The organism is Ruegeria arenilitoris, assembly GCF_013035425.1.
GTDB lineage: Bacteria > Pseudomonadota > Alphaproteobacteria > Rhodobacterales > Rhodobacteraceae > Ruegeria > Ruegeria arenilitoris_A.
On sequence record NZ_WQHX01000005.1, the window covers coordinates 171,790 to 193,224 of the forward strand.

Below are 21,435 nucleotides of genomic sequence, written 5' to 3' on the forward strand. Positions count from 1 at the left end.
TACAAAAATGGCAGCGGCCTTGAATAAATTCGCCAGACTCTTTCTGGCAGGTCAGCAACCTTGGGCATAAAGTTACTCAACATTACCAGAGGTCAAGTTTGTTCATACATAACAAATTTTGCATGCAAAAACACCAACCAAATATTAAAGTTTGACGACTTTCGTGAAGGTCTAACCGTTCATTCCTGCCTCAGCCTCGATCTGCTTTCGCGATTTACGCGCCCGTTCAGTCGCCGACTTCAACTGGCCGCAGGCTGCCATGATATCCTCGCCACGGGTTTTGCGGATAGGTGACGCATAGCCCGCCTGATAAATTATGTTGGCGAAGGCCCGAATGCGGTTATTCGAGCTTCGCTTGTAAGGGGCACCGGGCCATTCGTTAAACGGGATTAAGTTTATTTTGGCAGGGATGTCATGGCGTCTGATATGATCAATCAGACGATGAGCGTCCTCATCGCTATCATTGACGCCATCCAGCATCACGTATTCAAAAGTGATCCGTTCCGAATTCGATGCATTTGGATAACTCGCCAATGCTTGCAGTAATTCTTCGATATTCCAGCGCTTGTTGATCGGGACCAGTACGTCGCGTGTTTCATCTGTAGTAGCGTGAAACGAGATCGCCAGCAGGCAACCTATTTCTTCCGCAGTACGTGCTATTTCAGGCACAACGCCCGAGGTTGAAAGAGTGATCCGGCGGCGGGACAGAGAAATCCCCTCGGGGTCCATTGCAATCTTCATTGCGTCGCGGACGTTTTCGAAGTTGTAAAGTGGTTCACCCATCCCCATCAAAACGATATTCGAAAGCAGACGCGTTTCATCCTTTGGCGCGCCGGGGGTTGGCCATTCCTGAAGATCATCGCGCGCCATCATTACCTGACCGACGATTTCGGCCGCCGTCAGGTTGCGTACCAGCTTCTGCGTTCCGGTATGGCAAAAGGAACATGTTAGCGTGCAGCCCACTTGGGACGAAATGCACAACGTACCCCTATCTTCCTCCGGGATATAGACAACCTCGACTTCGTGCCCACCGGCAATACGAACCAAGTATTTGCGGGTGCCATCCTCGGAGATCTGCCGCGTAACAACTTCTGGAATTTCAATGACGAAGTTTTCTGCCAGTTGCGCCCGATATGATTTGGCGAGGTTTGTCATTTCGGCAAAATTGCGCACGCCCCATTGATATATCCACTGCCAGATTTGGCCCGTGCGCATCTTGGCTTGTTTTTCTGGTGTACCATGCTCAATCAGTACCTCGCGTAAACGTGCTCGGGTCAGACCAACGAGGTTGATCTTTCCCTCAGGCAGTTTGCGAGGGATTGTCATAACGTCTTGAGTGATCGGCGCTTTGGGCGACATGGGCGTATCTCAGGTATTCTGGATCGGGATGCGCCTCTATATAGGAACATTCTCAAAGATCAAAAGAATTCGTTCGCCCTAGTTCGCGAAACGCAGCAATTCGTCCACTCGCGCTCGGCCTAGATCGATCCGGCAGGATGTAATCGCTATGCCGGTGCCTGATCCGCCTCCATACGATGCTCCTACGGCGTCGCACTGAGCATCCCGGTAACCAGCCCAAGCGCTTTGTGAAGCTTCCAATGCTGGCTGGGCTTCAACACGACCTGTTACGTCGTCCAACTCTTTAGCCGCCTGGATAGCAAGTCCATAACTAGCTTCCATCGCTTGGTTGACACGTTCTTCCGTCTCTCCAACGCAAGACCCGATTTCGACCTGCGAACTTGCGTCTGCACATTCTAAGGTGGGGTCAGCCAACGCAGGTGACGTAATAAGCAATACCAAAAAAACGTGCCGCATTTTCTATACCTGCTAAAAGACGCTTGAATCAAATCTACGATAGCACGCGTTAATCCATAATCCCAATTGAAGTTCGGTCGCAAGGATTGCTCCTTTGCGACCGGGATTTTCTGCACTCTCCGGTCAGAGACGTGTGATAAGGTTGCTGATCAGACGCCTGCTGGCAGGATATCACAGTCTGCAGCGTCCAGGGTCTGTACGGGGTCTTCCGGCCCGCATTGCTCGCCGGTGACAGGGTAAGTTTCACTTTCTTTTTCGCAAGCGCCCAGCAATAGAGCAGAAATCATTAATAACGCAGCAAGAGTTTTGTTCAGCATTTGCAAGCTCCTTCCCAGCTCTTGAACCGATTAGTTCAGACAATAGGACCACTTGCTTTGACGAGGATCAAATTTGACGTCGGACGTACCTAAAAGTGGAAGCGTGCTCAAACCATACCCAATAGGCCCCAAAAAGTGGCTGGACTGTGTTTAGCTGAAGTTGATCATTAGTTGGTGCAGCGCTTCTCGGCATCTTCAATCGCAGCGGTGAAGCCCAACAGAGAGAAGGTGTCCTTGGTCTGCGTTCCGCGTTCTGAACGCGCGGTCAACACCGCTTCGGTCCCACGCTTCATTGCCGTGACAATCTTGGCATCATCGGCAGCGGTTGCCGGCCAAGCCCATTCACCGTCAGTGAATAGCTCGAATTCGCTACCGTCGACAACCAGGTTAACGGTGGAACCGGATGCGAAAGGATAACCGCCGGTAAAAGTCACTTGACCTTTGACCTCGGCATTGGGGCGGTAGAACACGAACAAAAGTATGTCGCTGCGACGCACTGAAACAACCCGACCGCCACGGGTGTTAACAGTTTCCTTGGGGGCTGAAACGCTCCAGCATTCCGTTGGATCATCCTCTACAAAAACGCTCCAATCAGTCTTTGCCGCAACTCGATTGGTGCTCGTTGCTTGTTGCGCAATGGCCGTTGTCGCCATCCCTGCCATGCACAATCCCGCAAATACAAAGGCGAGTTTTGATCCCATCTGTCCAGCCTCCTAGCTCGACCAATACCCCACGTACATCTAAGATGGCTGCGAACCCTTTCGGTTCGTCTGTACTACGTTGCGCATCCCGATGATTGCCGACATACACACACTAACGCAGGTTTCGCCACAGGCGAAAGGGCGATTGGCAGAATTTTGCGCATTATTCCGGAGGTCCAGATGACGCAACCCGTACCGATGACCGAACTTTGGCGCGGACCGATGTTGGAAAGTCTGCACTTGGGCCACGCAGTGATTTGTGATGACGTTGGTCGGATCGTGCGTAGTTGGGGAAATCCCGAGGCTGTTGTCTATCCTAGGTCCTCTGCGAAGATGATACAGGCATTGCCCCTGATCACGTCAGGGGCTGCGGCAAAGTTCGGATTGACCAGCGAACATCTTGCGTTGGCTTGCGCGTCGCACAGCGGGGCTGCCATTCACACAGATCGTGTATATGCTTGGTTGGATCATTTGGGTCTGGCTGAGCCCGATCTGCGCTGCGGACCGCAAGAGCCGCAGGATATGGCGGCAAGAGATGGGTTAATCTTAGCCGACGATACCCCCTGTCAAATTCACAACAATTGCTCGGGAAAGCACTGTGGGTTTCTTACACTGTCCCAACACATGGGTGCAGGACCGGAATACCTTGAAATTGATCATCCGGTACAGCAGGCCTGTTTGTCAGCCTTGGAAGAGACTGCCGGCGAAACGAGCCGGGGTTACGGAATTGATGGTTGTTCTGCACCGAATTTTTCTGTTTCGCTGGCTGGATTGGCACGATCAATGGCTTGGTTTGCCTCGGCCGCAGATCGGTCAGACCGGGCAAGCGATGCAGCGCTGCAATTAACCGCAGCCATGGTGAAACACCCTGAATTGGTAGCGGGCGAGACACGCGCATGCACAGAACTGATGCGCGCAATGGACGGGCGCGCGGCCATTAAAACAGGGGCTGAAGCCGTTTTTGTGGCCATTATCCCGGAAAGACGATTGGGCGTGGCCTTGAAGATCGCCGATGGAGCCACACGCGCCAGCGAATGCGCCATCGCTGCCATTTTAGTGAACCTCGGGGTGCTGGAGGCCGATCACCCGGCCACCCGCAAATTTATGAATGCTACGCAGTACAGCCGACGAGGGCTGGAATGCGGTATACTTAAACCCGCTCCGGGTTTCCCCGACTGACCGGGTTTTACATTTCGTGTACTTCCGCTACTTCGACAGAGCCTGAACCGTTCACAACCATCGGACAGCCTTTTGCCATTTCGGTCGCAGCATCAATGCTATCGGCTTTGATGACAGTGAAGCCTGAGGCCGGGTTTGCACCTCCGTTGTCGATGACACCTCCAGAGCTAACGGTATAGGATTGGCCTACTGGGTTACCAGGGATTTCTAACGCATCGCCCATTCCTTGGAACCATGCGCCCCACGCGGCCATGGTCGCTTCTATTTCTGCAGGGTCGGTTGGGGTGTGACCACCATGATATACAAATAAATATTGGGGCATTTTGCTCCTCCCTAATGAAAATCTATTTACAACGCGCTTCGAGTTTGCGCAGCGAAGACGTCCAGCCTTGTTCATGGTTCGTTGCAGATTCGGCATCTGCCAACTCACGATGATCCAGAACCAGCCGTGATCCACTAGCTGTTGTCGTGACAGTAAAAATTACGTGGCTTTCATTCCCGCGTGTGTCTTCATCATCATGCCAAGCCCAAGTGAAGCCAACCGAATTGGGTACATCAATATGTGTTACATGACCTGAAACTTTGTACTTCTGTCCTTCGCTATTCTCGATGACCGAGTACCAAGGTCCAAGGCGCGAGAAGTCCAGCTTATTCTCGGTCACGTGCATTCCTTCGGGTCCCCACCACTGCAAAAGCTTTGCTCCGTCGGTGAGCCATGCGAACAAGGTATCCGCATTTACGGGAAATTCCCGTTCGAGCTTTAGGTCGGCCATGAATTCTCCCTTTCAAGAATATCGCCAAGGCGGTCTAAACTGCCTTCCCAGAACTGACGTTTCGATATGGTCCATTCGGCAATTGCACGCAGTCCCTCAGGCTGAATCGAATACATCCTTTGGGTGCCATGTACGCGCTGTTGCACCAGACCTGCCTCGCGCAGCACCTTCAGGTGGCGCGAGATTGCAGCGCCCGACATGCCGCGACCTAGGATCAGGTCACCTGCCGGCAGCTCTCCGTCTTGCATCAGTTGCTCAACAATCGAGAACCGAGTGGAATCGGATAAAGCAGAAAAAGCATTAATAACTGTGTTCATGTCACTTTATTTAACACAAAAGTTAAATAAAGGAAAGACCTTTAGGCGACCGCAAATTCCGAACGACTATAGCCCTGAATATACAATAAGGCCGTCAGGTCTCCGTGATTGACCCTAATACTGCATTTTTCCGCGACCGAGGGTTTGGCGTGCAAGGCCACGCCTGTCCCGGCTCTGCCTAGCATTCCCAGATCGTTGGCGCCGTCGCCTACTGCAATCACGTCTGCTTCTGAAATCCCCAGACGATTGGTAATGCTTTCCAAAGCCTCGATTTTGGCCTGACGACCAAGGATTGGTCTTTTGACATCGCCAGTCAGTTTTCCTCGTTCAGCCAACAAGGTATTGGCGCGGTTCTCATCAAACCCAAGCATTTCCGCCACCCGCTCAGTAAACGCAGTGAAGCCACCAGAAACCAAAACTGCATACGCGCCATTAGTGCGCATCGTGTTCAATAGTTCCCTGCCGCCTGGCATCAATTTGATCCGTTCATTCAAGACTTTGCTTATCACGCCTTCGTCTAAACCTTTTAAAAGGCCCACCCTTTCAACCAGTGCGCCCTCAAAGTCCAGTTCGCCGTTCATTGCACGTGCGGTTATGTCTTTCACCCGCTCGCCAACCCCGGCCTCATCCGCAAGCTCGTCAATGCATTCTTGCTGTATCATTGTGCTGTCCATATCAGCCAACAGCATCTTTTTACGCCGCGTTTCAACAGGTTGCACAATCAGGTCTACTTCCATTGCTTGCAATTCAGCCCAAACACTCCACAGATTGTCGGGAGCTTCCCGCAGGGTAAACTCAGCAGCCTCATCGGAACCAAGCCAAACGATCTCGCCCCCACCCCATGCGTTACGCAAGGAGTCAACCAGCGACAGTTCCAGCGTTGGCGCTGCAGGGTTAGTCAGCAGGGTGGCAACATACATATTTGGTCTCCGACAAGTTGAACTGCGCATATCGCAGGCGCAGCATTTTCGCCAGAGCCAGTTTGATCCGTTTCAGCCTAGAATACCTGGAAGGCGCAAACCATATTCGTTCGCACAATCTTTGGCGATCTCATAACCCGCATCGGCGTGGCGCCAAACGCCCGAGGCCGGATCGTTCCATAAAACTCGCTCAAGTCGCCGTGCTGCATCCTCGGTTCCGTCCGCGCAGATTACGACGCCCGCATGCTGACTAAATCCCATCCCAACCCCACCGCCATGGTGTAGAGATACCCATGTCGCGCCACTTGCAGTGTTGATCAAGGCGTTCAAAAGTGGCCAGTCAGAAACTGCATCCGACCCATCCAACATCGCCTCAGTCTCGCGGTTGGGGCTGGCGACCGAGCCGGAATCTAAATGATCACGCCCAATGACCACAGGTGCCTTTAACTCTCCGTTTGCGACCATCTCGTTGAACGCAAGCCCTGCACGATGTCTGTCGCCCAATCCGATCCAGCAAATACGGGCAGGCAATCCCTGAAATGCTATACGCTCTTGCGCCATGTCCAGCCAGCGGTGCAGGTGCTCATTCTCGGGGAAAAGTTCCTTCATCTTTGCGTCGGTTTTGTAGATGTCCTCGGGATCACCCGATAGTGCGCACCAACGGAACGGACCAATACCTTTGCAGAACAACGGACGGATATAAGCCGGGACGAAACCGGGAAAGGCAAAGGCGTTTTCAAGCCCTTCATCCTGCGCCACCTGTCGGATATTGTTTCCGTAGTCCAGCGTTGGAACCCCTGCGTTCCAGAAGTCCACCATGGCTGCAACGTGCTGTTTCATTGAAGAGCGGGCGGCCTTTTCGACAGATTTAGGCTCTGATTCCCGCTTTGCGCGCCACTCAGCCATTGACCAACCAAGCGGAAGATATCCATTGATAGGATCATGTGCGCTGGTCTGATCAGTAACAATATCTGGGCGCATTCCTCCGGCCTGCATGCGCCTGTAAATCGCAGGGAACACCTCAGCTGCATTACCCAGTAAACCAACTGACTTCGCTTGTCCTGCTTTGGTCCAGCGATCAATCATCGCAAGCGCTTCATCGAGCGTTTCAGCCTTTTCATCCAGATATTTCGTCCGCAATCGAAAGTCGATACTGTCAGGGTTGCATTCAACGGCCAGACAGCAGGCCCCGGCGAACACGGCGGCAAGTGGCTGCGCGCCGCCCATGCCACCCAAGCCTCCAGTTAGAATCCATTTACCGGTAAGATCACCGCCATAGTGCTGACGACCTGCTTCGGCAAATGTCTCATAAGTGCCCTGAACAATGCCCTGCGTACCAATATAAATCCACGAACCCGCTGTCATCTGGCCGTACATCATTAAGCCCTTTCTATCGAGTTCATTAAAATGATCCCAGGTCGCCCAATGCGGAACAAGGTTCGAGTTTGCAATCAACACCCGGGGCGCATCCTTGTGGGTGCGAATGATCGCAACCGGCTTACCCGACTGAACGATCAGCGTTTCGTCCTCCTCCAAGTCCTTCAAACTGGCAACAATAGTGTCGAAATCTTTCCACGTCCGCGCAGCGCGCCCAATTCCACCGTAGACCACTAACTCGTGCGGGTTCTCTGCTACATCGGGGTGCAGATTATTCATGAGCATTCGCAAAGGCGCTTCGGTCACCCAACTTTTAGCGTTCAGTCCGGGGCCAGTTGGCGGATAAATATCTCGAGTATTCTTGCGTGGATCGGTCATTGTACCAGCTCCAATACGGTATCTTCGATAGCTTCCAACATGTCTTTCAGCCACTTGCGCAACCGTCTTGCCTTCTTGTTGTCATAGTCCCAAGGCGGTGTTTGAGAGGACAGATAGGTGGACTGGGCCAATTCCATCTGAATTGCATGTATGCCATCTGAAGGGTGGCCATAGTGACGCGTCGTCCAACCGCCTCGAAAACGCCCGTTCAACACAGCGGAAAAGGGCGACGAATCAGCAAATTCATGGGCAATAGCCTGGATTTCCGGGGCGCAAGTTACGCCACCATTCGTACCAAGGTTCATGTCCGGCAGTATTCCATCAAATAGAAAGGGGATGCGGCTGCGGATTGAATGGCAGTCGTACAGTAATGCAACCCCATGCCTTGCCTTTACGCGGTCAAGCTCTTTGACCAGTGCTTCGTGATAGGGCGCATGATACAGTTTCCGCCTATTTTCTATCTCATCCACAGACGGCTCCTGACCGTCCAACCAAATAGATCGACCATCGAAGTCCGTCGTTGGCACTAGGGTCGTAGTGTTTTGTCCGGGATACAATGACACTCCGCTTGGGTCGCGGTTGGCATCGATCACGTATCGGTGGACGTTCGATTTAACCACCGTTGCATTCTGCAATAGTCCAGAATAGAGCCTGTTTATCTCCCAATCCGTGTCCGCCAATACCTTGCCATTGTCATTCAGGCGATCTGCAACAGATTTGGGCAGGAATGTTCCTCCATGAGGTTGCGCCAGAACAATCGGGCCGTATCCTTGGCAGACATCAACAACCTGCATCAGATCAACTCCGGCATTTTAACCTTGACCGCGCGCAGTATCTCGCCCCCTGCTACAAGATCTTTTGCAGTCTCAAGCTCGGGTGCCAGATAGCGATCTTGAACCAAAGGCGGAACGGATTCACGCAGGCGGGTGATTACCTGTTGCAGCGGCTTGCTGGATTTCAAAGGTTTGCGGAACTCGATTCCCTGAGCAGCACACAACAACTCAATCCCCAGGATATGGTTCAGGTTTTTAACCATCCGGATCAAACGCCGTGCACCATGGGCCGCCATTGACACGTGATCCTCCTGGTTCGCCGAGGTAGGAGTGCTGTCAGTTACGCAAGGGTTGGCAAGGTGTTTGTTTTCGCTCATTAGCGCCGCAGTCGTCACTTCGGCAATCATTAGACCCGAATTCAACCCGGGCTCAGGCGTCAGAAACGGTGGCAGATCAAAACTGAGAACCGGGTCGACCATCAAAGCCGTGCGTCTTTGTGAAATGGCACCAATCTCAGAGACAGCCAGCGCAATCATGTCTGCAGCAAATCCAACTGGCTCGGCGTGGAAATTCCCACCCGAAACCACCGCGCCCGTTTCGTTTAAAATCAACGGATTATCAGTTGCGGCGTTCGCTTCGATCTCCAAAGTCCCTGCAGCTTGCCGGATTACATCCATGGCTGCGCCAGTGACCTGTGGCTGACATCGGATGCAGTAAGGGTCTTGGACACGCGTGTCACCATCTCGGTGGCTTTCCCGAATTTCTGAACCTTGCAGGACCTCGCGCATGGCACTGGCAGCTTCGATTTGCCCACGGTGTCCACGCAAGCCGTGAATGCCCGGTTGCAGGGGGGCCGTCGATCCCATTATCGCGTCCGTCGAAGCAGCCGAAATAACCAAAGCATTCTGAGCGGCGCGCCAGCTTTCAAACAAACCAGCAAGGGCATAAGCAGTTGAGAACTGCGTTCCGTTGATAAAGGCCAGGCCTTCCTTCGGGCCCAACTGAACAGGCTCTAACCCTACCGATTTTAGCGAATCGACACCCTTTTGCACGACGCCGTTCACCTCGGCCAAGCCTTCTCCGATGATCACTGCAGTCATATGAGCCAACGGCGCGAGGTCACCGGACGCTCCGACCGAACCTTGCGCAGGGATCACTGGCGTGACCCCTCGGGATAGCATCTGCTCCAAAAGGCTGATTAACGCCCACCTGACGCCCGAAGCACCGCGACCAAAGGAAAGAAGTTTCAATGACATCATGAGCCTTGCCAGACGACGCGGAACTGCGGGACCAACCCCACAACAATGACTGAGGATCAAATTGCGCTGAAGCGATGATGTATCCTGGGGCTCAATCTTATGGCTGGCCAGTTTTCCAAAACCTGTGTTCACACCGTAGACAGGATCAGCCCCCTGAGCCACCTGCACGATCCGAGCCGCGGCACCTTCGACCTGAGGGCGGCATATCTGATCAAGTTCCACATCGGTTTCGTCCCAATAAATGCTAGACAATTCATTTAACGAAACCTTGCCCGGGACTAGGGAAAGAACCGTCATCCGTAGCCTCCAAAAATTCGTTTGTGCAGAGGGTTAAATCCAACGCGATAGGAAAGTTCTGCCGGATCAGTTACATCCCAGACCGCCAGATCAGCGCGGTTCCCTGGTGCAATGACCCCCGTATCCATTATACCTAAACCCAGCGCGGCGTTTCTTGTAACTGCAGCCATGGCCTCGCTTGGTGTCATACGAAACAGAGTGCACCCCATATTCATGACAAGCAGCAAGGATGTCAGAGGAGATGAACCCGGATTGCAGTCCGTGGCCAAAGCCATTGGCACCTTATATTTTCGAAATAACTCCACCGGCGGGTATTGTGTTTCACGCAATGTGTAAAAAGCTCCGGGCAACAGCATCGCAACCGTTCCTGCCCGCGCCATGGCGGAAACGCCGTCCTCATCCAGATACTCGAGATGATCAGCGGACAAGGCACCGTAGGACGCCGCCAGTGTTGCGCCCCCCAGATTTGACAACTGTTCAGCGTGCAACTTGATCGGTAATCCAATTTTTGACGCCTCTTCGAATACATGTGTAATTTGCTCTGGCGTAAAAGCTATAGTTTCACAAAATCCGTCAACGGCATCGACAAGACCTTCGTCGTAGGCTTCGTGCATCGCCGGAATACAACTCTCGGCAATATAGGCGTCGCCATTGCCGGAGTATTCAGGTGGAATCGCATGAGCCCCAAGGAACGTGGTCTTAATGCGAACCGGCCTGACCTGTTGGATCCGCCGTGCGGCCCGAAGCATTCGCAATTCGGTTTCTTTATCTAACCCGTAACCGGACTTGACCTCGATACAGGTCACGCCCTCTGCGATCAGCGCGTCGACCCGCGGTAACGCGTCGGTCAGCAAATCGTCCTCAGTCGCCGACCGTGTCGCCTTGACTGTCGACAATATGCCGCCACCTGCGCGCGCCACCTCTTCATAAGTTGCACCGTTCAGACGCATTTCGAACTCGCGCGCTCGGTTCCCCCCATAGATGACATGGGTGTGCGCATCGATCAGCCCTGGTGAGATCAGCCGCTCTCCAAAATCATCGCGAGGCCAGTCTCGATATTGTTTCGGCTCGTCCGTTGTTTCTCCGACCCAGACTATCTGTTCGCCTTCGATGGTGATCGATCCGCTTCGAATTAGACCATATGGCTTGCCGTCTTGCATGGTCGCAATGTTCGCACTTTGGAGAACAAGTTTTTTCGTCATGGCGAATCTTTTTGGTTCCCTCCGAGATCTTTTTTTTCGTATATGTATAACGTGTTCATGTCTACACAAATTGGAAACTTGATGCTGATCTATGCGAAAAAGGCTTTGTTAGGCTCTAGGCTCGAAAGCAACTTGCGGGTGGAGATCGAAGGCACGCGGATATCAGGACTGCAATTCGCAGCCGATGCGCAACCTGAAGACATTTGTGTCGATTTGTTACTGCCGGCATTAGGAAACCTGCATAGCCATTCATTCCAACGCGCGATGGCTGGCAGAACCGAGTTTCGCGCCGCTGGCAAAGAAAGCTTCTGGACCTGGCGGAAACTCATGTACCAGTTTCTGAATCTAATGACACCAGAACAAATTCAGTCCGTCGCGGCATTAGCTTTTATGGAAATGCAAGAAGCCGGGTACGCTTCGGTAGGAGAGTTTCACTATGTCCACCATCAACCAGGAGGCCAACCCTACGAGGACCGGGCGGAATTAAGCAGACGTATTTGTGCAGCAGCTGACCAAACCGGCATTGGTCTGACTCTATTACCTGTTCTATACACGTACGGCGGTGTCGCTCAGGAAAAATTGACTGGCGGCCAAATGCGATTTGGCAATGACGTCGAAAGTTATTTGCGCCTGCAGGACGAGTGTCGCAGATTATTGCCGCACATGGACTCGATTTTGGGAACCGCACCGCATTCACTTCGGGCAACGACACCAGAAGACTTGAATGGACTGTTGGGCCATTGCAAAGCCGGTCCGTTCCATATGCACATTGCAGAGCAACTCGAAGAAGTTGCTCAAGTCAAAGACGCCTTTGGGCAGCGTCCCGTTGACTGGCTGCTTAACAACGTGAATGTCACAGAGCGCTGGTGCCTCATCCACGCCACGCATATGACCCACAACGAAACAAAGGCACTGGCGCGTTCCGGCGCGGTCGCCGGCTTGTGTCCCATAACCGAGGCTAATTTGGGCGATGGAATATTTGATGGCGCCACCTATGTCGACGCTGGCGGGGCATTTGGAGTTGGATCAGACTCTAATGTAAGGATTTCATTACCCGAAGAATTGCGGACGCTGGAGTATTCTCAGAGATTGCGAGACATGGCTCGCAATGTGATGGTAAGCGGCGAAGTATCCGTTGGTCTATCGCTATACACTGGCGCCGCACGCGGTGGTGCACAAGCTCTGGGTCGCGACGCCGGGAAGATCGAGGTGGGCAAGTTGGCCGACTTGGTTGCGATCGATTGCTCGCACACGACTTTGTCGACCTTGCATGACAATCATCTCTTGGACGGCTTCTGTTTTTCCGCCCCTGATGGCTTGGTATCTGAGCTTTGGTCCGCTGGGCGTCATGTCGTACGAGATGGAAGGCATGTTGCCCGCGACCGGATTGTTCCAGCCTACGAAGTCGCAATGGCAACATTGATTGCATAAATTCAGCGTGGAAAATCAGGATTAGAGACGAAATGACAAAATCCAACGACGCCATGGGATACAGGTACATCAAACAGACCGTACTGGACCGTATCCAGTCGGGCGAGTGGCAACCTGATACTCTCTTGCCCAGCGAACAAGACCTTGCCCTCGAATTCTCGTGCACCAGAACCACTGTGAACCGGGCCATGCGAGAACTGGCCGAGGAAGGGTACTTGCAACGTCGGCGTAAGGCGGGAACGCGTGTACTGAGTGCGCCTCAACGTAAGGCCAATTTCACTATACCCATGGTCCGGGATGAGGTTGAAGCATCGGGCGGTGCTTATAGATATGCGCTGGTTTCTGCACAAACCGTTCCCTCACCAGACTGGCTTGTTGCACGGCTCGCACTGCGCCCTGGTCAGGCCGCGACCCACGTGCGTTGTATGCACTATTCGACAAATACACCTTATCAATACGAAGATCGCTGGATTATCGTGGAAAGCGTTCCAGAGGTCGAACAGGCCGATTTCAAGAGCATCGGCCCAAACGAATGGCTGGTGCAAACAGTGCCTTTTACCAATGTCGAGCTAACGTTCATGGCCAGTCGCGCTGACGAAACAGTGGCTGGTTTCCTTGATCTTCCAAAAGACGAACCCGTCTTCACGGCCGAACGTATTACATGGCTGCAAGGCCAACCGGTCACTTTTGCCAAGATGTATTTTGCCGCCGGGTATCGAATGACGACACAGTTCTAGATTTGTCAGTTCAAGGGCTTTACCCACCGGGCAATCCAATACAGATTTCAAAGCTGGGCAGCAGTTCGGATTGGAAGGATAGAAAATGGGCAACCCGCTCTATGACCGCTTGTTCGGAAGGCACTTGGGTAAGCAAACGCCATTTTTGCTTCTTCCGAATGGGCAGACCCTGACACATGCTGACTTTCTCGACATCGCTGCTCGTCTCGCCAATGCACTGACGGGATTAGGACTAAATCCCGGTGATCGCGTTGCAGTGCAGGTCAAAAAATCCCCCGAGGCGCTAGCGGTGTATGCTGCGTGCGCCCAGGCCGGGATAGTCTTTTTGCCACTTAACACAGCCTATACAACGTCTGAGTTGAGTTACTTTATCGAAAACAGCGCCGCGTCTTTGGTCGTGTGTGACGAAACACAAAGAGAGAATTTGAAGCCGATCGCACAAGCCCAAAACGCAAAGGTCGAGACCCTGAACAGCGACGGCACCGGCAGCCTAATGCGACGGGCACTTGGCATGCTGCCCGCTTTTGCACCCGTAAATCGCGACCCAGACGATCTTGCCGCGCTGCTTTATACTTCGGGCACCACAGGACGTTCAAAAGGCGCGATGTTGACGCATGCAAATCTGCTGTCAAATGCCGAAACCTTAAAGAATGAGTGGAGGTTTACCCCAAATGACGTATTGCTGCATGCTCTGCCAATATTTCATACTCACGGATTGTTTGTAGCGACAAATGTTGTTCTGGCTTCCGGCGGCGCGATGATTTTTCTGCCTAAATTTGATTTGGACGACATTTTGCGGCTAATGCCCCAAGCGACGGCTATGATGGGTGTACCGACCTTCTACACCAGGCTTCTTGGGGATGATCGGTTCACGCGCGATCTGGCCAAAGATATGAGGCTGTTTATTTCAGGTTCCGCACCATTGTTAGCCGAGACTCATGAAAGGTTTGAGGATCGAACCGGGCATAGAATACTTGAACGATATGGTATGACCGAAACCAACATGAATACTTCTAATCCTTATGATGGCGAGCGTAGAGCCGGCACTGTTGGCTTTGCGCTGCCGGATGTCGAACTGAAGGTCACCGATCCCGAAACAGGCACAATACTCCCTCAAGGGGAAATCGGCGTGATCGAGGTGCGGGGTCCAAATGTTTTTCAGGGTTACTGGGAAATGCCGGATAAGACTGCAGCCGAATTGCGCGAAGATGGCTTTTTCATTACCGGAGATATGGGCCGCGTGGATGACGACGGTTATGTTCACATTGTCGGTCGGGGAAAAGATCTGATCATCTCGGGAGGCTTCAATATATATCCAAAGGAAATCGAGCTATTATTGGACGATCAACCGGGTGTTTTGGAAAGTGCCGTAATAGGAGTTCCTCATCCCGACTTCGGTGAGACCCCCGTCGGCGTTCTAGTCCCAGAACCAGGCAAGTCACCTGATCTTACCTCTGTCCTGGCTGCCGTAAAAAATCAGCTAGCTCGCTTTAAACATCCGCGCAAATTAGTCCTGCTGGATGCTTTGCCCCGTAACACAATGGGCAAGGTGCAAAAAAATGTTCTGCGTGACGACTTTAAGGAACTGTTTAAACAGGACTAGGCTCTAACGGCACCCGCCCTGCTTCTGTAAGAAGCCAGCATTTTCGCCCCTCGAACACTGCTGTAGCAAGCAACCGTCCATAGCCCGCCCCGGCGTCCAGATTGACACGGTTTCCGTAGTGCTCGGCCGTTTGAACCGGTGTGTGCCCATGTACAACCAGCCATGGATAGGAGCGGGCATTGGCCAAAAACTCTTGGCGGATCCAAACTAAGTCCTCCTCCGACTGATCGGCAAGCTCCACGCCAGGGCGGATTCCTGCGTGAACGAACAACAACTCATCTTCTCGATGATAAAGAGGCAGATCTCTTAGAAATGCTACGTGATCTTGCGGTACTGTCTTAACGGCTCGGGCGTGAACCTCGTACAGACGATCCTGATCCGAGACGCTAATGCCGTAGGATTCCATTGTTTGGATGCCGCCCAGTCGTTCATGAAACCAATGATAGCCAACCAGAAGATGCGCGTCGTGTACGGGGTAATCACACATGAAATACGAAAACATGCGATCATGGTTGCCTAACAACATGACCCAGTTCCGCCCCTCGCGCTTTCCCTCAATCAAAAGGTCTAGAACACCTCGGCTGTCCGGTCCGCGATCCACGTAATCGCCAAGGAACACGACCCGTGCATCTGGGCCGCCGTCCAATTCAATCTTATTCAATGCATCCCGCAACATGTCCAATTGGCCGTGAATGTCGCCAATCGCATAAATTGGGCTGGTCATATCAGTACCCATCGGTTCGTGCTTGCCGCTCTTTTGTCCCAAAGGGGCGAAACAAAAAAGCCAAAGCCCACGCCATTGCTGACGCAGGCCCTGAACTGTCTCCCAAATTCAACAAGGCGTTTATGCCACATCGAACTCCAACGGCTTGATTTGTGTAAACAAACCGGTTTCAGCCAGCTTTGCCCGAGCCTCGGCCGGAACTGGCTCGTCGACGTAAAGTAAGGCGATAGCTTCGCCCCCGGCTTCTTTACGTCCCAAGGTAAAGTTCGCGATGTTAACGCCGTGCGCACCCATCGTTTGCCCCAACGCTCCGATAATACCGGGCACATCCTCGTTGGTGGTGTAAAGCATATGCGCGCCCACCTCGGCATCGATGTTGATCCCCTTGATTTGGATAAACCGCGGCTTGCCGTCACTAAACACGGTGCCGCCGATCGAACGTTCCCGCTTTTCGGTCACGACGGTGACTTTGATATAACCTTCAAATGCACCCGACTTGTCCTGATTTGTCGTTGAGATTTGAATACCCCGCTCCCTGGCGACTACTGGGGCCGAAACCATGTTCACTTCGGGGTTGAACTTTTTCATAATCCCCGCGACCACTGAACAGTTAAGCGCCGCCAGATTCATTTCGGCCGCGACACCGTCGTACAAGATGTTGATCGCCTTGATCGGCTCATCCGTCATTTGACCGATGAAACTGCCCAGATGTCCCGCCAATTTGATCCAGGGGCCCATTACCTTGGCTTCTTCTGCGGTGACACTTGGCATATTCAACGCGTTTTCTACTGCGCCGGTCAGCAAATAGTTCGAGATCTGTTCGGCCACTTGAAGCGCTACGTTCTCTTGTGCTTCGGTCGTTGCCGCTCCCAGATGCGGCGTGCAAACCACGTTGGGCAAGTTGAACAGCGGGTTATCTTTGGCAGGTTCTGCACTGAACACGTCGAACGCCGCGCCTGCGACGTGACCCGACTGCAGCATCTCGGCCAGCGCCTCTTCGTCTACCAATCCGCCCCGGGCGCAATTGATGATACGCACACCTTGCTTGGTTTTGGTCAGGTTTTCGCGACTCAGGATATTTCGCGTCTGGTCTGTCAGCGGAACGTGCAGCGTGATAAAATCTGCGCGGTCCAACAGTTCATCCAGTTCGACTTTCTCTACACCCATCTGCGCGGCTTTTTCTTCGCCCAGATAGGGATCATATGCTATGACCTTCATTTTCAGGCCCAAGGCACGTTCGCAGACAATGCCACCAATGTTGCCTGCGCCGATCACGCCGAGGGTCTTGTTGGTCAACTCAATCCCCATGAACTTGGACTTCTCCCACTTGCCCGCATGGGTCGAGGTGCTGGCCTCTGGGATTTGTCTTGCCACGGCAAACATCATCGCAATCGCATGCTCGGCTGTGGTGATCATATTGCCGAAGGGCGTATTCATCACGATCACGCCCTTTTTCGAGGCGGCATCCTTGTCGATGTTGTCCGTTCCGATGCCGGCCCGTCCAATGACCTTCAAATTTTCTGCCTTGTCCAGAATGGTTGGAGTAACCTTGGTGGCCGAACGAATGGCCAGGCCATCATATTGACCAATCACTTCGGCAAGCTTTTCTTTGTCTTTACCCAGATCGGGCATGAAGTCGACATCGATACCACGGTCGCGGAATATCTGAACAGCGGTTTCGCTGAGTTTGTCGGAAACGAGAACTTTAGGGGCCATGTTTACGGTCCTTGAATGTAATGAGATGTCTGGGCCTAAGACGGCCCAGCGAAGACAGAAACGGATTAGGCGGCTTCGGCTTGCGCCGCGATCTCGGACTCAAAAGCCCAAGCCAGCCAAGGCAGCATCGCTTCGATATCCGAAGTCTCGACCGTACCCCCGCACCAAATGCGCAGACCCGCAGGCGCGTCGCGGTAAGCACCAATGTCCAAGGCTATGTTCTCGGCCTCAAGCCGTTTGGCCACGGCCTTGGCGAATGTTGCGCCATCCTGAATACGGGCATCGGTGAACTTAAGGCAAACCGATGTATTAGATTGCGTCGCGACGTCCTCGGCCAAATTAGCAATCCAATTGTTTCGGTCACAGAACGCTTGTACCGCGCCAGCATTCGCATTAGCCCGGGCGATCAAACCCTGCAGGCCACCTACAGTCCGCGCCCAGTCCAGCGCGAACAAATAATCCTCAACCGCCAACATCGAAGGGGTATTGATCGTCGCGCCAGAAAAGATGCCATCAATCAATTTGCCACCTTTGGTCAGGCGGAAAATCTTGGGCAACGGCCATGCTGGAGTATAACTCTCAAGCCTTTCCACCGCCCGGGGACTCAAGATCAGCATCCCGTGGGCAGCTTCTCCGCCCAGAACCTTCTGCCAGCTGAACGTAGTCACATCCAACTTGTCCCAAGGCAAGTCCATTGCAAAAGCCGCCGAGGTCGCATCACAAATCGTCAGACCCTGACGGTCATCTGCAATCCATTCGCCGTCAGGTACCCGCACACCAGAAGTCGTACCGTTCCAGGTAAATACCACATCATTGGCAAAATCGACCGAAGCCAAGTCGACGATCTGTCCGTAATCCGCAGTCTTCACTTCCGCGTCAATTTTAAGCTGTTTGACTACATCGGTCACCCAGCCAGCGCCAAAACTTTCCCAAGCCAACATCTCAACCTTGCGCGCGCCCAACAACGACCAGAGCGCCATTTCGACCGCGCCTGTGTCCGAGGCGGGAACAATGCCGATCTTGTAATCAGCTGGAATACCCAGAACTTCACGTGTGCCTTCAATGGCAGCTTTCAACTTGTCCTTGCCGATTGCAGCGCGGTGCGACCGGCCCAATGCGGCGTCGGACAGTTTGGTCAGATCAAATGTAGGAGGTTTGGCGCAAGGGCCCGAGGAGAAACGCGGATTAGCCGGCCGCGTCGCCGGTTGTTCGATAGCCATGTGTATTACCCTTCCAGATACACGCCCCTCGTTGGGGAGGGGTGTCCCACCGACACGCCTACGTACCCCAGGGAAGAACGGCAAGTGGAAAAGAACCTTCGGCGTTGGAAAACGACACGCCGAATCCGAACAAACTGGATCGCGTGTTTCCGATTGGCTCAAATTTCACAGAAGCGAAACGGCAGCAGTTGATGATGTATCCGGGAGGGAACCCACCGAAGCGAAAACTACATCCGGCCACAGCCTCTACAAAACAAGCCCTTACCAAAGCAGAAGCGCGGAACGGTACAGCCTGACCTGCATACGAAAGAGCAACAGGCGAATCTTCAATACGCGTTACGTGGTGATCTGTCTCCGGATAATGAATTGTGCCTGCGTTCTACCAGCAATGCAATTGCGTCAGCCAGGTGTTCACGATCGATGTGGTGATCGCCTTCGGCAACGCGAATCTTATGCGCCTCGATCATCACGTCGGCGTGGCGGCAACCCTCGGGTGGGTCAAATCTGTAGCTTGCGAGCTCAAGTCGAAGACCCAAGGGGTCGCGGAAGTAAATCGAATCCATGAACCCGCGATCGACTGGACCAGAGTGTTTGACGCCTCTCGCGTCCAGACGGTCTGCGACCTGCCAGAACGTTGCTTGGCTGACGTTGAGTGCGAGGTGATGCAGTGAACCTATGGCTTCTGGCACAGGGTTGGCATCCGGCGTCCGCTCTTCGTTTGTAAAGATCGTGATCAGTCGGCCATCGCCCGGGTCGAAATAAAGATGTCCCTCATTGGGGTTGTCCAGGTTTGGCTGGTCGAAAATGAAAGGCATCCCCAGCACGCCTTCCCAGAAATCTATCGAGGTCTGTCGGTCAGCCCCGTTGATCGTGATGTGATGTACACCTTGGGTCTGAATTTTCCTGATCTGATCTGACTTTGGCATGCGTTTCCTCCACGTTTGGCCCTTCAGTCACAGTACGACCAGTCAAAAAGCAACGTTTTTCTATATGACCGTCGAAGGACCCGATATCTGTACAGTCTTCTCCTTTTACTCGGCTTTGTAGCCCAAAGTTTGACCGATCGAAGTAGTTACATGGGTAAAATTCCAGATCCGCAAGTTGATTATTCCCAGCGCTGGCAAGCTTATTTCATTCAATCTGACCACCCTGCATGCAGAACCACCCATTTGAAGACCGTCCCTAGCCCAGGACCGCCACGCCTTGTCGAGGTTGTGATAAGCCCTGCATTGACTGATCGCCACGACCCATTCCCTCGCAAACATAAAGACAGAGGCCCATTATAGAAGTTATACTTTGTGCTATGCTACATTAGGGAGAATTGCTCGGGTCAAGGCGCTCCGTTTTCATTGTTTCGGGACGGTATGCGGCCCCATAGCCCACCTATTTAAAAACTCCTTTCTTCGATAAGAAGGCGTTCCGGTATGATTGAGTTCAGTAGGTCACCACTATTAGACAGCGTCGCCACTTGGTTGATGAGGTGTGGTCTTCGCGACGTTACCGCTGAAGAAGTCGTACAAGGGTTTGGCAACAGACTTGTTTCCGCGGGCATACCTGTTGTTCGAATAAACGTTGGGGGTATGGTACTGCATCCAATATTTGGTGCCCTAAACGTTCTTTGGACCGTACGCGACGATCAGGCAAAAGCCGAGCTGACTCCACGGGATCAGCTGGATACTCCCAGATTTCGAAATACCCCCTTTTTTGAATTAGCGTGCAGCGGAGACATCTATCGGCGCTACAAGCTGGAGGATGAACAGGCTGGGCAAAATTTCCCGATCCTGGAAGACCTTCGTGCAGATGGCATAACGGATTACATCGCACTTTTTGAGAGTTACCATCGCGATGACACCAGTCGTTGGTCAGACTTTCCACCAGGGATGGAAGGTGTCGTAATGTCGATTACTACCCGGCGCATAGGCGGTTTCAGCGACTCTGAAATCAATTACATCCAGGCGCTTATGCCCGCCCTCGCGCTGGTAATAAAAACTGCAAAATCACGTCTTCTGGCACAGGGTTTGTTGGATGCGTATCTGGGGAGCTACTCTGGGAACCGGGTATTGGACGGCGTCATTGAACGCGGTGACGGCGGCGCAATAGACTGTGTGTTGTTCTATTGCGACCTGAGAAACTCTAGCCGAATGGCTGAAGACATGCCATTGGAGCGGTATCTCGCGTTGATCAATGATTACTTCGATTGCACAGCAGGATCAGTGGAAGACCATGGTGGCGAAGTTCTGAAGTTTATAGGCGACGCAGTTATGGCAATCTTCCCAATTGACAAGAAAACCAGACCCGCAGTCGACATGTGTCGGGCTGCCCTGACTTCAGTGCTGGATTGCGTGTCGCGCGCGAAAGAAAAAAACACCAAGTGGGAAAAACACGGCGGCAAAATAGAATTCGGGATTGCCCTCCACCGCGGCTCAGTAATGTATGGTAATGTTGGCACCGAACGCAGACTGGACTTCACCACCATTGGTCCCGCGGTGAACCAGGTTAACCGTCTTGAAGGCTTGTGTAAGTCACTTGAAACTCCGTTGGTTTTGTCCTCGGAGTTTGCAGCGGATGTTTCAGTCCCACTGCAGCCTTTGGGACATCACACTTTGGCGGGGATGTCGCAATCAACGCAGGTTTTCACCCTCCCGGAATTTGCTCCGACAAGTTAGGCGTCGCGATGGAAACAGTCTTCCAACGAT

General features: G+C 53.0%; 21 protein-coding genes. 5 read left to right on the forward strand and 16 right to left on the reverse strand.

Annotated elements, in window-relative coordinates:
- Positions 1 to 171: 171 nt before the first annotated feature.
- From rlmN to GOV45_RS15330, 4 genes are all read right to left on the reverse strand, one after another.
- Positions 172 to 1,359 carry a 23S rRNA (adenine(2503)-C(2))-methyltransferase RlmN gene (gene rlmN / locus GOV45_RS15315; RefSeq protein WP_170479362.1) on the reverse strand — a complete coding sequence of 396 codons (1,188 nt, stop codon included), beginning with the start codon at positions 1,357 to 1,359 and terminating at the stop codon, positions 172 to 174.
- A gap of 78 nt (positions 1,360 to 1,437) precedes the next feature.
- Positions 1,438 to 1,815: a lysozyme inhibitor LprI family protein gene (locus GOV45_RS15320; RefSeq protein ID WP_170479364.1), complete on the reverse strand. Its 378-nt coding sequence runs from the start codon at positions 1,813 to 1,815 to the stop codon at positions 1,438 to 1,440.
- Positions 1,816 to 1,964: 149 nt separating this feature from the next.
- Complete coding sequence (locus GOV45_RS15325) at positions 1,965 to 2,132, reverse strand: hypothetical protein (RefSeq protein ID WP_170479366.1); 168 nt, start codon at positions 2,130 to 2,132, stop codon at positions 1,965 to 1,967.
- A gap of 167 nt (positions 2,133 to 2,299) precedes the next feature.
- Positions 2,300 to 2,833: an invasion associated locus B family protein gene (locus tag GOV45_RS15330; RefSeq protein WP_170479367.1), complete on the reverse strand. Its 534-nt coding sequence runs from the start codon at positions 2,831 to 2,833 to the stop codon at positions 2,300 to 2,302.
- Positions 2,834 to 3,013: 180 nt separating this feature from the next.
- On the opposite strand from GOV45_RS15330, the gene GOV45_RS15335 reads away from it, so the two are divergent.
- A complete protein-coding gene (locus GOV45_RS15335; protein WP_170479369.1) occupies positions 3,014 to 4,012 on the forward strand; it encodes an asparaginase in 999 nt (332 codons plus the stop codon).
- 7 nt (positions 4,013 to 4,019) lie between these two features.
- Here GOV45_RS15335 and GOV45_RS15340 read toward each other — a convergent pair whose 3' ends face one another.
- The 8 genes from GOV45_RS15340 to hutI all read right to left on the reverse strand — a co-directional run bounded on the left by GOV45_RS15340 (position 4,020) and on the right by hutI (position 11,308).
- A complete protein-coding gene (locus GOV45_RS15340; RefSeq protein WP_170479371.1) occupies positions 4,020 to 4,334 on the reverse strand; it encodes a YciI family protein in 315 nt (104 codons plus the stop codon).
- 22 nt (positions 4,335 to 4,356) lie between these two features.
- Entirely contained in the window at positions 4,357 to 4,785 is a 429-nt protein-coding gene (locus GOV45_RS15345) for an SRPBCC family protein (RefSeq protein ID WP_170479373.1), read from the reverse strand.
- On the reverse strand, positions 4,773 to 5,102 hold the full coding sequence (locus tag GOV45_RS15350; RefSeq protein WP_170479375.1) for an ArsR/SmtB family transcription factor: 330 nt from the start codon (positions 5,100 to 5,102) through the stop codon (positions 4,773 to 4,775). Before GOV45_RS15350 ends, GOV45_RS15345 begins: the two co-directional genes overlap by 13 nt.
- Before the next feature lie 41 nt (positions 5,103 to 5,143).
- Positions 5,144 to 6,022 carry a phosphoserine phosphatase SerB gene (gene serB, locus GOV45_RS15355; RefSeq protein WP_170479377.1) on the reverse strand — a complete coding sequence of 293 codons (879 nt, stop codon included), beginning with the start codon at positions 6,020 to 6,022 and terminating at the stop codon, positions 5,144 to 5,146.
- A 72-nt stretch (positions 6,023 to 6,094) separates the two neighbouring features.
- Positions 6,095 to 7,777, reverse strand: a complete 1,683-nt coding sequence (hutU, locus tag GOV45_RS15360) for a urocanate hydratase (RefSeq protein ID WP_170479378.1) — start codon at positions 7,775 to 7,777, stop codon at positions 6,095 to 6,097.
- The gene (gene hutG, locus GOV45_RS15365; RefSeq protein WP_170479380.1) at positions 7,774 to 8,571 is read right to left on the reverse strand and encodes an N-formylglutamate deformylase; all 798 of its coding nucleotides are present in this window, start codon (positions 8,569 to 8,571) and stop codon (positions 7,774 to 7,776) included. The genes hutU and hutG overlap by 4 nt, the downstream gene beginning before the upstream one ends.
- Positions 8,571 to 10,106 (reverse strand): histidine ammonia-lyase, encoded by a 1,536-nt coding sequence (hutH, locus tag GOV45_RS15370; protein WP_170479382.1) that lies wholly within the window; start codon positions 10,104 to 10,106, stop codon positions 8,571 to 8,573. Before hutH ends, hutG begins: the two co-directional genes overlap by 1 nt.
- On the reverse strand, positions 10,103 to 11,308 hold the full coding sequence (gene hutI, locus GOV45_RS15375; RefSeq protein ID WP_170479384.1) for an imidazolonepropionase: 1,206 nt from the start codon (positions 11,306 to 11,308) through the stop codon (positions 10,103 to 10,105). Before hutI ends, hutH begins: the two co-directional genes overlap by 4 nt.
- 57 nt (positions 11,309 to 11,365) lie before the next feature.
- On the opposite strand from hutI, the gene GOV45_RS15380 reads away from it, so the two are divergent.
- The 3 genes from GOV45_RS15380 (at position 11,366) to GOV45_RS15390 (ending at position 15,079) form a co-directional block, all read left to right on the forward strand.
- On the forward strand, positions 11,366 to 12,739 hold the full coding sequence (locus GOV45_RS15380; RefSeq protein WP_437436527.1) for a formimidoylglutamate deiminase: 1,374 nt from the start codon (positions 11,366 to 11,368) through the stop codon (positions 12,737 to 12,739).
- Between the two features lie 32 nt (positions 12,740 to 12,771).
- A complete protein-coding gene (locus GOV45_RS15385; protein ID WP_170479386.1) occupies positions 12,772 to 13,476 on the forward strand; it encodes a GntR family transcriptional regulator in 705 nt (234 codons plus the stop codon).
- Between the two features lie 85 nt (positions 13,477 to 13,561).
- Positions 13,562 to 15,079, forward strand: coding sequence for a malonate--CoA ligase (locus GOV45_RS15390; protein WP_170479388.1), 1,518 nt, complete (start codon positions 13,562 to 13,564; stop codon positions 15,077 to 15,079).
- On the opposite strand, the gene GOV45_RS15395 is transcribed toward GOV45_RS15390, so the two are convergent.
- The 4 genes from GOV45_RS15395 to GOV45_RS15410 all read right to left on the reverse strand — a co-directional run bounded on the left by GOV45_RS15395 (position 15,066) and on the right by GOV45_RS15410 (position 19,647).
- Positions 15,066 to 15,803, reverse strand: coding sequence for a metallophosphoesterase family protein (locus tag GOV45_RS15395; protein ID WP_170479390.1), 738 nt, complete (start codon positions 15,801 to 15,803; stop codon positions 15,066 to 15,068). The genes GOV45_RS15390 and GOV45_RS15395 overlap by 14 nt on opposite strands.
- A gap of 120 nt (positions 15,804 to 15,923) precedes the next feature.
- On the reverse strand, positions 15,924 to 17,519 hold the full coding sequence (gene serA, locus GOV45_RS15400; RefSeq protein WP_170479391.1) for a phosphoglycerate dehydrogenase: 1,596 nt from the start codon (positions 17,517 to 17,519) through the stop codon (positions 15,924 to 15,926).
- A 65-nt stretch (positions 17,520 to 17,584) separates the two neighbouring features.
- Positions 17,585 to 18,739, reverse strand: coding sequence for a phosphoserine transaminase (locus GOV45_RS15405; RefSeq protein ID WP_170479393.1), 1,155 nt, complete (start codon positions 18,737 to 18,739; stop codon positions 17,585 to 17,587).
- 326 nt (positions 18,740 to 19,065) lie between these two features.
- Complete coding sequence (locus GOV45_RS15410; protein WP_170479689.1) at positions 19,066 to 19,647, reverse strand: VOC family protein; 582 nt, start codon at positions 19,645 to 19,647, stop codon at positions 19,066 to 19,068.
- Between the two features lie 516 nt (positions 19,648 to 20,163).
- Between GOV45_RS15410 and GOV45_RS15415 the strand changes: the two genes are divergently transcribed.
- On the forward strand, positions 20,164 to 21,405 hold the full coding sequence (locus tag GOV45_RS15415) for an adenylate/guanylate cyclase domain-containing protein (RefSeq protein ID WP_170479395.1): 1,242 nt from the start codon (positions 20,164 to 20,166) through the stop codon (positions 21,403 to 21,405).
- Positions 21,406 to 21,435 lie beyond the last annotated feature (30 nt).

What these genes read in the sequence shown, in the direction of transcription:
- hutH (WP_170479382.1), bottom strand. Translation starts at nt 10,106, where the DNA reads ATGACGGTTCTTTCCCTAGTCCCGGGCAAGGTTTCGTTAAATGAATTG.
- hutU (WP_170479378.1), bottom strand. Translation starts at nt 7,777, where the DNA reads ATGACCGATCCACGCAAGAATACTCGAGATATTTATCCGCCAACTGGC.
- GOV45_RS15385 (WP_170479386.1), top strand. Translation starts at nt 12,772, where the DNA reads ATGACAAAATCCAACGACGCCATGGGATACAGGTACATCAAACAGACC.
- serA (WP_170479391.1), bottom strand. Translation starts at nt 17,519, where the DNA reads ATGGCCCCTAAAGTTCTCGTTTCCGACAAACTCAGCGAAACCGCTGTT.
- hutG (WP_170479380.1), bottom strand. Translation starts at nt 8,571, where the DNA reads ATGCAGGTTGTTGATGTCTGCCAAGGATACGGCCCGATTGTTCTGGCG.
- GOV45_RS15350 (WP_170479375.1), bottom strand. Translation starts at nt 5,102, where the DNA reads ATGAACACAGTTATTAATGCTTTTTCTGCTTTATCCGATTCCACTCGG.
- GOV45_RS15390 (WP_170479388.1), top strand. Translation starts at nt 13,562, where the DNA reads ATGGGCAACCCGCTCTATGACCGCTTGTTCGGAAGGCACTTGGGTAAG.
- GOV45_RS15405 (WP_170479393.1), bottom strand. Translation starts at nt 18,739, where the DNA reads ATGGCTATCGAACAACCGGCGACGCGGCCGGCTAATCCGCGTTTCTCC.
- GOV45_RS15320 (WP_170479364.1), bottom strand. Translation starts at nt 1,815, where the DNA reads ATGCGGCACGTTTTTTTGGTATTGCTTATTACGTCACCTGCGTTGGCT.
- GOV45_RS15380 (WP_437436527.1), top strand. Translation starts at nt 11,366, where the DNA reads ATGTCTACACAAATTGGAAACTTGATGCTGATCTATGCGAAAAAGGCT.
- rlmN (WP_170479362.1), bottom strand. Translation starts at nt 1,359, where the DNA reads ATGTCGCCCAAAGCGCCGATCACTCAAGACGTTATGACAATCCCTCGC.
- serB (WP_170479377.1), bottom strand. Translation starts at nt 6,022, where the DNA reads ATGTATGTTGCCACCCTGCTGACTAACCCTGCAGCGCCAACGCTGGAA.
- GOV45_RS15415 (WP_170479395.1), top strand. Translation starts at nt 20,164, where the DNA reads ATGATTGAGTTCAGTAGGTCACCACTATTAGACAGCGTCGCCACTTGG.
- GOV45_RS15395 (WP_170479390.1), bottom strand. Translation starts at nt 15,803, where the DNA reads ATGACCAGCCCAATTTATGCGATTGGCGACATTCACGGCCAATTGGAC.
- hutI (WP_170479384.1), bottom strand. Translation starts at nt 11,308, where the DNA reads ATGACGAAAAAACTTGTTCTCCAAAGTGCGAACATTGCGACCATGCAA.
- GOV45_RS15325 (WP_170479366.1), bottom strand. Translation starts at nt 2,132, where the DNA reads ATGCTGAACAAAACTCTTGCTGCGTTATTAATGATTTCTGCTCTATTG.
- GOV45_RS15340 (WP_170479371.1), bottom strand. Translation starts at nt 4,334, where the DNA reads ATGCCCCAATATTTATTTGTATATCATGGTGGTCACACCCCAACCGAC.
- GOV45_RS15345 (WP_170479373.1), bottom strand. Translation starts at nt 4,785, where the DNA reads ATGGCCGACCTAAAGCTCGAACGGGAATTTCCCGTAAATGCGGATACC.
- GOV45_RS15335 (WP_170479369.1), top strand. Translation starts at nt 3,014, where the DNA reads ATGACGCAACCCGTACCGATGACCGAACTTTGGCGCGGACCGATGTTG.
- GOV45_RS15330 (WP_170479367.1), bottom strand. Translation starts at nt 2,833, where the DNA reads ATGGGATCAAAACTCGCCTTTGTATTTGCGGGATTGTGCATGGCAGGG.